This window comes from Kitasatospora sp. NPDC057015 (assembly GCF_042673745.1).
Taxonomy (GTDB): domain Bacteria; phylum Actinomycetota; class Actinomycetes; order Streptomycetales; family Streptomycetaceae; genus Kitasatospora.
Map to the genome: position 1 here is coordinate 189,328 of NZ_JBHUSG010000005.1, position 12,238 is coordinate 201,565.

The 12,238-nt window shown below is 75.6% G+C and carries 11 protein-coding genes; 6 read left to right on the forward strand and 5 right to left on the reverse strand.

What is annotated here, in order from left to right; translation table 11 throughout:
* Window positions 1–3 precede the first annotated feature (3 nt).
* Window positions 4–2,157, reverse strand: coding sequence for a LuxR C-terminal-related transcriptional regulator (locus ACFTWP_RS07185; RefSeq protein WP_380263226.1), 2,154 nt, complete (start codon window positions 2,155–2,157; stop codon window positions 4–6).
* Window positions 2,158–2,292: 135 nt separating this feature from the next.
* On the opposite strand from ACFTWP_RS07185, the gene ACFTWP_RS07190 reads away from it, so the two are divergent.
* Window positions 2,293–4,080, forward strand: a complete 1,788-nt coding sequence (locus ACFTWP_RS07190; protein ID WP_380263227.1) for a DUF6350 family protein — start codon at window positions 2,293–2,295, stop codon at window positions 4,078–4,080.
* A 74-nt stretch (window positions 4,081–4,154) separates the two neighbouring features.
* Here ACFTWP_RS07190 and ACFTWP_RS07195 read toward each other — a convergent pair whose 3' ends face one another.
* Entirely contained in the window at window positions 4,155–4,841 is a 687-nt protein-coding gene (locus tag ACFTWP_RS07195) for a hypothetical protein (RefSeq protein WP_380263228.1), read from the reverse strand.
* Between the two features lie 325 nt (window positions 4,842–5,166).
* Here ACFTWP_RS07195 and purN point away from each other — a divergent pair, with 325 nt between their 5' ends.
* Window positions 5,167–5,820, forward strand: a complete 654-nt coding sequence (purN, locus tag ACFTWP_RS07200) for a phosphoribosylglycinamide formyltransferase (RefSeq protein WP_380263229.1) — start codon at window positions 5,167–5,169, stop codon at window positions 5,818–5,820.
* Window positions 5,817–7,397: a bifunctional phosphoribosylaminoimidazolecarboxamide formyltransferase/IMP cyclohydrolase gene (gene purH, locus ACFTWP_RS07205; RefSeq protein WP_380263230.1), complete on the forward strand. Its 1,581-nt coding sequence runs from the start codon at window positions 5,817–5,819 to the stop codon at window positions 7,395–7,397. The genes purN and purH overlap by 4 nt, the downstream gene beginning before the upstream one ends.
* A gap of 102 nt (window positions 7,398–7,499) precedes the next feature.
* Here purH and ACFTWP_RS07210 read toward each other — a convergent pair whose 3' ends face one another.
* From ACFTWP_RS07210 to ACFTWP_RS07220, 3 genes are all read right to left on the reverse strand, one after another.
* The gene (locus ACFTWP_RS07210; RefSeq protein WP_380263231.1) at window positions 7,500–8,138 is read right to left on the reverse strand and encodes an RDD family protein; all 639 of its coding nucleotides are present in this window, start codon (window positions 8,136–8,138) and stop codon (window positions 7,500–7,502) included.
* A gap of 222 nt (window positions 8,139–8,360) precedes the next feature.
* A complete protein-coding gene (locus ACFTWP_RS07215; protein ID WP_380263232.1) occupies window positions 8,361–8,786 on the reverse strand; it encodes a DUF2752 domain-containing protein in 426 nt (141 codons plus the stop codon).
* 2 nt (window positions 8,787–8,788) lie between these two features.
* The gene (locus ACFTWP_RS07220) at window positions 8,789–9,193 is read right to left on the reverse strand and encodes a hypothetical protein (RefSeq protein ID WP_380263233.1); all 405 of its coding nucleotides are present in this window, start codon (window positions 9,191–9,193) and stop codon (window positions 8,789–8,791) included.
* 221 nt (window positions 9,194–9,414) lie between these two features.
* Here ACFTWP_RS07220 and ACFTWP_RS07225 point away from each other — a divergent pair, with 221 nt between their 5' ends.
* The 3 genes from ACFTWP_RS07225 to ACFTWP_RS07235 all read left to right on the forward strand — a co-directional run bounded on the left by ACFTWP_RS07225 (window position 9,415) and on the right by ACFTWP_RS07235 (window position 12,099).
* The gene (locus ACFTWP_RS07225) at window positions 9,415–10,272 is read left to right on the forward strand and encodes a bifunctional methylenetetrahydrofolate dehydrogenase/methenyltetrahydrofolate cyclohydrolase (protein WP_380263234.1); all 858 of its coding nucleotides are present in this window, start codon (window positions 9,415–9,417) and stop codon (window positions 10,270–10,272) included.
* Between the two features lie 20 nt (window positions 10,273–10,292).
* Window positions 10,293–10,718 carry a DUF3017 domain-containing protein gene (locus tag ACFTWP_RS07230; protein WP_380263235.1) on the forward strand — a complete coding sequence of 142 codons (426 nt, stop codon included), beginning with the start codon at window positions 10,293–10,295 and terminating at the stop codon, window positions 10,716–10,718.
* Window positions 10,719–11,109: 391 nt separating this feature from the next.
* Complete coding sequence (locus tag ACFTWP_RS07235; protein ID WP_380263236.1) at window positions 11,110–12,099, forward strand: malate dehydrogenase; 990 nt, start codon at window positions 11,110–11,112, stop codon at window positions 12,097–12,099.
* Window positions 12,100–12,238 lie beyond the last annotated feature (139 nt).

Consider the following 12,238-nt stretch of genomic DNA (forward strand, 5'->3'; position numbering starts at 1 on the left):
GCATCACCGACCCGCGGGCGCGCGCAACGGCGCCGGCAACGGAGGCGCGGGCTGTGCGCGGACGGCGCACGGGCGGGGTGCGAGCGCCGAGCACGGGGCGGCGGTCGCGCCGCTCGGCCCGGGCGGGCCGGCCGCGTCCATCGACCCCCGGACGCCCTGGTGCACCGGCCCCCAGAGCGCCAGCGCCGGTGGCGGCGGCGGGCCCAGCACCGCCTCCCGGCCCGGTGCCGAGCTGCACCAGGCGGTCCGCAGACCCGGCGGCGGCCCGCCCGGCGCTGCCGGCCCGGCGCTGCCGTTCTGCCCGTTCGTGCAGACCGGGTGCGGCACCGGCGGAGTCGGCTTGAACAGCTCGCCGGGGCCGGCGCCGAACAGCGTGGTCGCCACCGCGGTGGTCATCGCCAGCGTGACCAGTGCGGCGCCACCGGTCACCGTGGCCGTGGACACCCGGTGCCGGGCGCTCAGCACCGGGACCGGCGGCCGATGCGGCTCCGGGCAGCCGCGGACACCCGCCCGGTGGAGCAGGGCGCTGAGCCGGTCCGCGAAGCCCGGTTCGGCCGGGTCCGCGCCGACCAGCTTGGGCAACTGGGCCGCCAGCGCCGCCCGTGCGGCCAGGACCCGGCCCTCGGCGGCGGCCGTACTGGACTCCACCTCGACCGCGACCTCCGCGGCCGGCAACCCGATCCCGTCATGCAGCACCAACGCGCGGCGCTGCGGCCGAGTCAGCCGCCGGAGCACCCTGAGCAGCGCCCGGTCCTGCTCCGTGAGCCGGTCGTGCTCCGGCAGCACGGTCTGCCCCTCGTCGGCAGGCCGCACCGGTGGCCGACGCCACGGCCGGCGCCGCGCCGCCCCCCGCCGTCGGCCGGCCCGGCGCCAGGGGGAGAGCGCCGCCTCGCAGGCCCGGGCCCGGACCCAGGCCTCCGGGTCCGGTAGTTCGGACACCTCCGGCCAGGCCCGCAGCGCGGCGCCGAAGGCCAGGTGCACGCAGTGCAGGGTGTGGTGGCGCGCGCCGGTGAGCAGGAAGACCTGCTGGACGAGGCGGGTGTGGGCGGACTCGTACAGCTCCTCGAAGGCGGAGTCCGCCGGGACGGCGGGGGGCCGTACGGGTGACTCCTCGGCGGACGGTTGCTCGGCGGCGGGTTGTCCGTCGGACGGTTGCTCGGCTGTGGGGTGCTCGGTCGAGGGCCGGTCGGGCTGGGGCTGTTCGGTGGACGCCGGTCCGTCCGCCGGTTCGGGTGCGTCGGATCCGGACGGGCGGGCGTCGGGCTCGGCCGCCTTCCGGGCCGCTGCCGTCCGGCCTGACGCCTTCCGGGCGTCCGTCTTCTGGCCGGCTGCCTCCTGACCGCCCGCCTCCTGACCACGTGCCTTCTGACTCCCCGCCCGCTGGTTCCCCGACTTCGCTGCGGCGACCTTCGCCGGTTCGGCCGCCGTCACCTCCGCCGCCTCGGCCGTCGTCGCTCCGCTAGCCGGCCCACCGTCCTTGCCGGCCGCCTCCTTCGCCGGGGCGCTCGCGGGGGCGTTCTTCGTCGGCGTGCCCTTGGCGGGAGCGCTTCTCGTGGAGCTCGCCGTCGCCGGCCCGTCCTCGGGTGCCGCGTCCTGTCGAGAGGGCGCCGCCGCCCGGCGTCCGGTGGGCGGCCGGCGCTCCTTCTGGGCCGGGGCGTCCGCCGGCACAGTCCCGGCCCCGGCCCCAGTCCCGGCCCCGGCCCCAGTTTTGGCCCCGGTCCCGGCGGCGGCCGCCGGGGCGTCAGCGGCGCCGGGCGCATCCGGCGGGTGCCCGGCGTTCGGGGGCGCGGTCGCGCCGCCCAGGGCCGGCGGCCGGGGCGGTGCGGCGCCGCCCAGCAGGGCCGCGGCGGTGGCGGCGGCCTCCTGGGGGGTGCGGGCACCGATCTTGCGCATGGTCCGGTGCAGATGGGTGCGGGCGGTCGCGGGCGCGATGCCCAGGGCCGCCGCGAGCTGGGCGGTGTCGTCCCCGGCCGCCAGCCTGGCCAGCACCTGGGCCTCACGCGGTGTCAGCAGGCCGAGCAGCCGAGCCGGATCCGGCTGGGGGCGGGCCCGGGCATCGGTGCGCTTGGACCGGCGCCCCTTGGTCGGTGGCGGCTGCGGGGCGGCGCCTCCCGGGGCGCGCTCGGCCGGGCGCTCGGCCGTGGGTGGCGTGGTCATCAGACCCTCCGGGCCGGGGCGGCGACGACGGCTTGGTGACGTGGTCTGAAAATGCGCATAAGCCAATAATCTGGGACACGGCGACGGTTTGCCTCTTCACGGGGCGGGGCGAGTCGCCTTGGCACCATGAGGCGCATGACGCAGCTGATGGGCCGTCCGATCCTGGATCTGCCAGGCGAGCTGAGCTCCCGGTCGGTGCTCGCCGACCTGCTCGCCGGGGTGCGGACGGCACTCCTGGGGCTCGCGGCGGTCGCGGTGCCGATCCTGGCGCTCTGGGTGGTGACCCCGTACGCGGACGACACGGCGAGCGGGGCCGCCCGGCTGGCCGGCACGGTCTGGCTGCTGGGCCACGGCGGTCCGCTCGCCCGAGGCGGGTCCGGCGCGCCGGTGACCGTCACTCCGCTGCTGCTCACCGTCCTGACCGCCTGGCAGCTCCATCGAGCCGGCCGGCAGGCGACGGCCGTCCACGGCGCGGGACCGGCCGAGGTCCGCGGCGGCCGGGCGGGGGGCGGTCGCCCGGATGCGCGTGCGACGGCGCGCGGCGGCGGGCGGGGCGCGGCGGCGGCGGTGGGCGCCGGCTACCTGATGGTGGTGGCCGGCGTGGCCCTGCTGGGGGCGAGCGGGGTGACTCCCGCGGCCGGGGCGGCCTTCCGGGCGCGGGTGCTGCCGGACGTCCTCGCGGCGGCGTTGCTGGTGGCCCTCGCGGTCGGTGCGGGCGCCCGTTCGGCGGGGTCCGCGGGTGACTTCGCGCCAGGTTCTGGGCAGCCCGGCCGATTGCTCCGGTTGGCGGAGCGGATCCCGCCCTGGGCGTGGCCGACGGCGCGCGCGGAGGTCCGGGAGGCCGTCCGGGGGGCGGTGCTGGCCGCGGCGTACGGGCTCGTGGCGGCGGGAGCGTTGCTGGTCGCCGGCTCCGCCCTGCTGGACGCGGCGGTGGGCGGTGGCCGGCCCCTGCCGCCGGCCGGCGGCGGGGTGGCCGGGGTGCTCGGCCTGCTGCTGCTCTGCGTGGTGCTGCTGCCCAACGCGGTGCTCTGGGGTGCGGCGTACGCGCTGGGCCCGGGCTTCACGGTGGGGACGGGCGCGGTGGTGGCGCCGTCCGGCGCGCGGCTCGGGTCGGTGCCGGGCGTCCCGCTGTTCGAGCTGTTGCCGGCGGCGGGCGAGGGCGGCTGGCGCTGGCTCGTCTGCCTGCTGCCCCTGCTGGCCGGGGCGGTGCCGGCCGTACTGCTCGGCAGGGCGGCGGCGGGCGGGGGAGCGCCGACGGCTGGGCGGGCGGCGTCCGGCGGCGTGCCGGTGGGGTCCGCAGGACGCGCGGAGGAGGCGCCGTCCGGCACCGGGGGCGGCGGCGGGGTCTGGCATCCGGGGGCGACGGTGGTCGTGGTGCTGGTGGCCGCCGTGCTGGCGGGGGCCGCGGCGGCCGGTTGCGGCTGGTTGGCCGGGGGCTCGCTCGGTACCGGTCGGATGGCGCAGCTGGGGCCCGTCCCGTGGCAGGCGGGTTCGGCGGCCGCGGCCTGGTTCGCGGGGGTCGGCGTACCCGGGGCCCTGGCGGTGCGTGCCTGGCGGGTGCGGGGCGGGCCGGGACAGGGTGAGGCGGGACAGGGCGCGGTGGGACAGGGCGCGGCAGGGTGGAAGGCGCTGTCGTGGGGCGGGCCCGGCCGGTGGTCGACGCGGCGGGTGGTCGATGCGGCCGACGCGGCCGAAACGCCGGCAGGGCCGGCAGGGCAGGCAGAGCAGGCAGAGCAGGGAGGGGCGGGAGCGGTCGTGGCCGTCGGCGGTGAGCCGTCCGGGACAGGCCGCGGGGTGGGCGTCGGCGGCCGGCGGTCGGCCGTGGGAGCGGCGCTCGGGGCGGGGCAGGCCCGGGCCCGGGCGCTCGCGTACGCACTGGTGCTGTACGCCGGGCGGCCGGGCCGGCGCGCCCCTCGCGGGTAGTGGCACCCGGCCGGGGCGCGCGTCCGGGGCCGGCCCGGGCCCGTCGTGCCCGGGCCCGTCGTTCCCGCGCTCGGCTACTTGCTGGGGTTGACGATGTCGACGTACCACTTCGGCGCGAGCTTGGCGCAGTCCTGCTCGCCGGCCGCGGTGAGGGCGTCCTTCACGCAGGTCCCGTAGTCGGCGTAGTACATGCTCAGGCCGATCGCGCAGAGCGTCACGACCACGGCGACCGCGCCGGTGAACAGGCCGCCGAGGGCGGCCGGGTTCTGCGGGTTGCCGGCCGGCCCCTGGGCGGGGCCGAGGGTCGGGCCGAAGCCGGGGCGGGTCGGGGCGGCGGAGGCGGCCGGGGCCGTGGGGTGGGCGGGGGCGGGCGGCTTGGGGGTGGTGCGCAGTGCGCTGATGCCCCAGTAGACGGCGAGCGCCCCGACGAACAGGGCGACGTACGGGATGCCGCCGAGGGTGCAGACCAGGGCGGCCATACCGGCCATCAGGGCGTTCCGGGCGCGCCGCTGGGCGGGGTCGTTGGGGTCCGGCTTCGGCTGCTGGGGGGCCGGCTGCGGGTGCCAGGGGCCCTGGTAGCCGGGGCTCCACGGGTGCGGCGGGGGCACCTGGGGGTGCTGCTCCTCGCCCTCGGGCCGATCCGGGTCCTCGGATTGCCCGCCGGCCGGGGGCTGCGTCCGCGGCTGCCACGGCTGGTCCGGGGCGTCCGCCGGCGGCGGCGCGAAGGGGTTGCGCTCGCCGGTGTTGTCGCCGCTGCTCATGGTGTCAGCCAATCCTTCTCGGTCGGTGGGGCCTGCCTGCCCGCCTCCAATGATCCCGCAGGCGTCCGGGCGGCCTGCGGCGGCCTGCCGTCACGGGTGCGGCGAGATCCGTGTCTCAACTACGCGCGTAGCGGCATCCGGCCGGTTCTGGCCCCGCCGGAGCAGCCGTTATCGTGGTGACGGTCAGCAACCCCCATCGGTTCCCGGGACCTCGCAGCGCCGCGGGATTCCCGCCCCTTGACCCGCTCGACCTGCCGTTCGTAGTGGCCCCACCGTCGGTGGACGTACCAGCGGGCGGCGCACCGAACCTACGGAGAATCGCGCAGTGGCCTCCGCCAAAGTGTTCCCGCCCCGTACGGCCGGCCCCGCCCGTCTGGTGGTCCTGGTCTCCGGCTCCGGCACCAACCTGCAGGCCCTGATCGACGCGGTCACCGACTCCGCGTACGGCGCGGAGATCCTCGCCGTCGGCGCGGACCGCGAGGGAATCGCGGGTCTGGACCGCGCCGGGCGCGCCGGCCTGCCGACCTTCGTGCACCGGGTCAAGGACTTCCCCGCCCGGGCCGACTGGGACCGTGCCCTGACCGCCGCCGTCGCCTCGTACGAACCGGACCTGGTGGTCACGGCCGGCTTCATGAAGATCCTCGGCCCGGAGTTCGTCGCCGCCTTCGCCGGCCGGATCGTCAACACCCACCCCGCTCTGCTGCCCGCCTTCCCCGGCGCCCACGGCGTCACCGACGCGCTGGCGTACGGCGTGAAGGTCACCGGTTGCACCGTCCACCTGGTCGACGCCGGCGTGGACACCGGGCCGATCATCGCGCAGGGCGTCGTGGAGGTCACCGACGCCGACCACGCCGATGGCGGCGACGCGCTGCACGAGCGCATCAAGACTGTCGAGCGCCAGTTGCTCGTCGAGATCGTGGGCCGGCTGGCCCGCGAAGGCCACCGCATTGAAGACCGAAAGGTATGGATCCCGGCATGAGCGCCGCCGCCAGCACCACGCCGCTTGTCTCCGAAGACGTCCGCCCGATTCGCCGCGCCCTGGTCAGCGTCTACGACAAGACCGGCCTGGAGGAGCTGGCCCAGGGCCTGCACGCCGCCGGGGTCGAGCTGGTCTCGACCGGTTCGACGGCCGGCCGGATCGCCGCCGCGGGCGTCCCGGTCACCGAGGTGTCCGAACTGACCGGCTTCCCCGAGTGCCTCGACGGGCGCGTGAAGACGCTGCACCCCCGCGTGCACGCCGGCATCCTGGCCGACCTGCGGCTGGAGTCGCACCGCGCGCAGCTGGCCGAGCTGGGCGTGGAGCCCTTCGACCTGGTCGTGGTCAACCTCTACCCCTTCAAGGCCACCGTCGCCTCGGGCGCCACCCCGGACGAGTGCGTCGAGCAGATCGACATCGGCGGCCCGAGCATGGTGCGCGCCGCCGCGAAGAACCACCCGTCGGTGGCCGTCGTGGTCGACCCGGCCCGCTACACCGACGTGCTGGCCGCCGTGGGCTCCGGCGGTTTCGACCTGGCCGCCCGCAAGCGCCTGGCCGGTGCCGCGTTCGCGCACACCGCCGCCTACGACGTCGCGGTGGCCTCCTGGTTCGAGGCCGGCTACGCGCCGAGCGACGAGCGGTTCCCCGAGTTCCTCGGTGCCACCTGGGAGCGTCAGAGCGTGCTGCGCTACGGCGAGAACCCGCACCAGGGCGCCGCGCTCTACAGCGACGGCACCGGCGGCCTGGCCGGGGCCGAGCAGCTGCACGGCAAGGAGATGTCGTACAACAACTACGTCGACACCGACGCCGCGCGCCGGGCCGCCTACGACCACGCCGAGCCGGCCGTCGCGATCATCAAGCACGCCAACCCGTGCGGCATCGCGACCGGTGCGGACGTCGCCGAGGCGCACCGCAAGGCGCACGAGTGCGACCCGGTCTCCGCGTACGGCGGTGTGATCGCGGTGAACCGCCCGGTCACCGTCGAGCTGGCCGAGCAGATCGCCCCGATCTTCACCGAGGTCGTGGTGGCCCCGGCGTACGAGGACGGCGCCGTCGAGGTGCTGGCCCGCAAGAAGAACATCCGGGTGCTGCGCGCCCCCGGGGCCCCGGCCGGTCGCCAGGAGGTCCGCCCGGTCTCCGGCGGCGTCCTGCTGCAGGAGACCGACCGCATCCACGCCGAGGGCGACGACCCGTCGACCTGGACGCTGGCCGCCGGTGACGCCCTGTCGGCCGAGGAGCTGGCCGAGCTGGCCTTCGCCTGGCGGGCCTGCCGGGCCGTCAAGTCCAACGCGATCCTGCTGGCCAAGGACGGCGCCTCGGTCGGCGTCGGCATGGGCCAGGTCAACCGGGTCGACTCGGCGAAGCTCGCGGTCGAGCGGGCCGGCGAGCGCGCCAAGGGCTCGTACGCCGCGTCGGACGCGTTCTTCCCGTTCGCGGACGGCCTGCAGATCCTCATCGGCGGCGGCATCAGGGCCGTGGTCCAGCCCGGTGGTTCGATCCGGGACGAGGAGGTCGTGGCCGCCGCGACCGAGGCCGGCGTGACGATGTACCTGACCGGCACCCGGCACTTCTTCCACTGAGACCGGTCGGTCCGAGCCCCCTCCCGCCGCGGCGGGAACGCCGACGGCCCGCACCCCCCGGGATCTCCCCGGGGGTGCGGGCCGTCGGCGTGTGCGTCCTCGTCAGGAGGACTTGACCACGACGGTGCTCATGATCTTGTCGGCGAAGGTCTGCTTCTTGGCGTCCCAGATCGGCCACAGGTAGCCGATGTAGCAGGGCAGGCCGTCGACGGCGTGGCAGAGCCGGCGGACGAAGGCCATGCCGAAGCCGAGCGGCTGGCCGTCGGCCTCGCGCACGACGCGGATGTTGACCATCTTCTTGCCCGGGGTCTGGCCGGTCTTGCCCTCCTGGGCGATCAGCCAGAGGCCGAGGCCCAGGGCCACGGCCGCACCGAGCAGGATCAGGGCGATGCCGCCGCCGCTGACGCCGCCGCCGTCACAGGTCGTGATGCCGTAGGAGTCGGTGGAGCAGTCGAGGCTGCTCGCCGTCATCGCGGCGCCGATGCCGTAGAGGATGCCGGAGGGCACCCCGACGATCAGCCCGTCGAGCAGGAGCGCGATGACCCTCGAGCCCCAGCCCGCGTAGAACGGCTGCACGTAGCCGGGGTGGCCGTAGCCGCCCTGCTGCGGGATGCCGTAGCCGGCGGGCGCCTGCTGCGGGTAGCCGTAGCCCGGCTGCTGCGGGGCCTGCTGCGGGTAGCCGTAGCCGGGCTGCGGGGCCTGCTGGCCGTACGGGTTGTTGGGGTCGGGCGGGTAGCTCATGAGATGCCTCCGGGCAGGATGGGACGGGTGACGGACAGCAGGGGAGTCCTGGACGGACGGGCATGTGGGCTGCCGACCGAAGGGGACAATAGCGGAGCGGACTGACGCGGGGTCCACCGGTGACGGTCGAGAACCTGTCGGTCCGTGAATCGGGAGGGTGTTCGGATACGAGCGTTCGGGCACGACTGTTCTGACGGCCGTTCCGGGGCGGCGGACGCCGGCTCAGGGCCGGGAGATGCCCAGCCGTTCGAGCTGCCACACCCAGGCGGCGGCCAGGGCTGCCGCGACCAGGGTGTTCCGGCGGTTCGCCGGGAGCGCCGTCCACCAGCGGCCGGGGCCGAGCGGGGCGAACAGCAGACCGACCAGCGCGGCCACGGTCACCGGGTTCGCGCCCGCGGCGGCCGCCCAGTGGCCCTGACCGGCCTCGATCAGCACGGTGGTGCTCCCGCAGGCGGGGCACGGGACGCCGGTGAGCAGGCGCAGCGGGCAGAGCACGCCCGGGTCGTGGGCCCGGTGAAGGCCCGCCACCGCCACGGCGGCGGCCGCGCCGGCGGCGGCGCGCAGCACGGTGCGCAGCACGGCGCCCGGCCGGGAGCCGGCACTGCGCCGCCAACGGACCGTCAGTCCGGTCAGGGTGGGGGTGGTCACGGCTACTGCGGGGCGATCACGATGAAGACGATCATGGCGATCGAGATCAGCACGGCCAGCGTGTTGAGGGCGATCCCGCCGATCGAGGCGTTGCGCCCGACACCGGTGGCGGTGGACCGGTTGAGGCCGGCGATGCCGACGCCGAGGCCGATCAGGCCGAGGAACCCGCCGTAGAAGCAGGAGAAGAGGACGGCGACGAAGCCGAGCACCACGGCCGCCGTGGCGTAGGAGTTCGGCTGGGCGACCGGCTGCGGCGCGTACGCCTGCTGCTGCGGGTAGCCGTAGCCGGGCTGCTGGTACTGCGGTTGCGGCTGCTGGTACTGCGGCGCACCGTACGGCTGTTGCGGCTGCTGCTGACCGTAGCCGCCGTACGGGTCCGGCGGCGGTGTCTGGTACGGATTGCTCACTGTTCTTCCCCCGAGGATGTCCCCGCATCGTCTCCGGCGGCCCGTCGCCGGGCTGTGGGCACGGAGATGGCCGGGCCTTATCGTCAACCCGACAGCCGGGCCCTGTCCAGCCTGGCCCGGCTCGCGGACACAACTGTGGCGCAACCGCAACTAGAACCACACGTTCCGTATCCGCGGGGGCGCATTCACGGGCACCCCGGCCGATCCAGGAGAATAGGCCCATGACTGCCCAGATTCTCGACGGCAAGGCCACCGCTGCCGCGATCAAGTCCGAACTGTCCGTCCGCGTGGCGGCCCTCAGGGAGCGGGGCGTCGTCCCCGGTCTCGGTACCGTCCTGGTCGGCGACGACCCGGGCAGCCGCTGGTACGTCAACGGCAAGCACAAGGACTGCGCCGAGGTCGGCATCGCGTCGATCCAGCGCGAGCTGCCCGCGACCGCCACCCAGCAGGAGGTCGAGGACGTCGTCCGCGAGCTCAACGCCGACCCGGCCTGCACCGGCTACATCGTCCAGCTGCCGCTGCCCAAGGGGCTGGACCAGAACCCCGTCCTGGAGCTGATGGACCCCGACAAGGACGCCGACGGGCTGCACCCGACCTCGCTCGGTCGGCTCGCGCTCGGCATCGAGGGCCCGCTGCCCTGCACCCCGTACGGCATCGTCGAGCTGCTCCGCCGGCACAAGGTGGAGATCAACGGCGCCGACGTCGTGGTGCTCGGCCGCGGGGTGACGGTCGGCCGCTCGATCGGCCTGCTGCTCACCCGCAAGAGCGAGAACGCGACCGTGACGCTCTGCCACACCGGCACCCGCGACCTCTCCGCGCACCTGCGCCGGGCGGACATCGTCGTCGCGGCGGCCGGCGTCGGCCACCTGGTCAAGGCCGCCGACGTGAAGCCCGGCGCGGCCGTGCTGGACGTCGGCGTCAGCCGGGACGGCGAGGGCAAGATCGTCGGCGACGTCGAGCCGTCGGTGGCCGAGGTGGCGGGCTGGATCTCGCCGAACCCCGGCGGCGTCGGCCCGATGACCCGCGCCATGCTGCTGAACAACATCGTCGAGGCGGCCGAGCGCCGCGCCGGTATCTGACCCCGAGGGACGGTCTGGCCATGAGCGAACGACGACCGGCCAGGACCCGCCGCAGGCCGGTCAGGACCACGGGCACGCTGCCGCCGGAGGGCGCGGGGGCGGCGCTCGGGCGCGGCCATACGCTGCCGGTCCGCCAGTGGCCCATAACGCTGGTCCTGACGGTGGTCCTGACCGGGCTGGCGGTCACCGTGTTCGCCGACTTCCAGGACGGCTTCAAGTACGGCCTGATGGTGGTCGGCAGCGGGATCCTGCTCGGCGCCGTGCTGCGACTGCTGCTGCCCGAGGTCGGCATGCTAGCGGTGCGCAGCCGCTTCACGGACGTCATCGTGCTGCTGGTGCTGGGCAGCGGGATCGTGCTGCTCACCCTGGTGGCCCAGCCCAACCCGTGGCTGGAGATCCCGCTGCTCGACAACATCGGGCAGCTGATCGGCCGGCCCCGGCACTGAGGCGGCGGCCGCGCCGGCCGCCCCGACGCCGTCCGGTGAAGCCACCGCCCGGACGCGGTCGCCACGGCCCCCGCCGGGTACGCCCGCGGGGGCCTTGGCGTGCCCCGGGGCGGTCCGGCCGCGCGTCCGGCCGCGCGTCCGTCCGGGCGTGTCGCGGCTGCGGTCCGGGGACGCCCGGTGCCGGCCTCGGACCCGCCCGCCCGGGCCGGTGTCGCCCGCCGCGGGGCCGAAACCGGCGCGGATGTGAGATATCAGCCAGGCCCGTGCGCTGGCGGCGCGCCCAGCTTGCGATAGCCTGAGCCGGGTCTCTCGATGTCGAGAGACCGTCCTCGGCTCCAGCGCGTCGGGCGCGCGTGGAGCGCGGTACTGGCGATCGCTGGAGTAGGTAAAAATGACTCGCACCCCCGTCAACGTCACCATCACCGGAGCGGCCGGCCAGATCGGCTACGCGCTGCTCTTCCGCATCGCCTCGGGCCACCTGCTCGGTGCCGACGTGCCGGTGAACCTCCGCCTCCTGGAGATCCCGCAGGGCCTCAAGGCCGCCGAGGGCGTCGCCATGGAGCTCGACGACTGCGCCTTCCCGCTGCTGCGCGACATCACCATCACCGACAACGCCGCCACCGCGTTCGACGGCGCCAACGTGGCCCTGCTGGTGGGCGCCCGTCCGCGCACCGCCGGCATGGAGCGCGGCGACCTGCTGTCGGCCAACGGCGGCATCTTCGGCCCGCAGGGCAAGGCCATCAACGACAACGCGGCCGACGACATCAAGGTCCTGGTGGTCGGCAACCCGGCGAACACCAACGCCCTGATCGCCCAGCGCAACGCGCCCGACGTCCCGGCCGAGCGCTTCACCGCGATGACCCGCCTGGACCACAACCGCGCGGTCGCCCAGCTCGCCAAGAAGACCGGCGTCACCGTCAACGACGTCCGGAAGCTCACCATCTGGGGCAACCACTCGGCCACCCAGTACCCGGACATCTTCCACGCCGAGGTCGCCGGCAAGAACGCCGCCGAGCTGATCGACGACCAGGCCTGGCTGGAGAACGACTTCATCCCGACCGTCGCCAAGCGCGGCGCCGCGATCATCGAGGTCCGTGGCGCCTCCTCGGCCGCCTCGGCCGCCAACGCCGCCATCGACCACGTGTACACCTGGGTCAACGGCACCGCCGAGGGCGACTGGACCTCGATGGGCATCGTCTCCGACGGCTCGTACGGCGTGGAGCCCGGCATCATCTCGTCCTTCCCGGTCACCACCAAGGACGGCAAGTTCGAGATCGTCCAGGGCCTGGAGATCTCCGACTTCTCGCGCGCCCGGATCGACGCCTCGGTCGGCGAGCTGGTCGAGGAGCGCGACGCGGTCGCCGAGCTCGGCCTGATCTGAGCCGTAGCAGTGCGACGCCCGACGGCCGGGCCCCCGCGCGGGGGCCCGGCCGTCGGGGGGCGCCCGCCGGCCCGGGGTCAGCCCCGCGCCCGCCCCGGCGTGACCGGCGGGCCAGCCCGGCGACGGGGGGGGCCCCCAC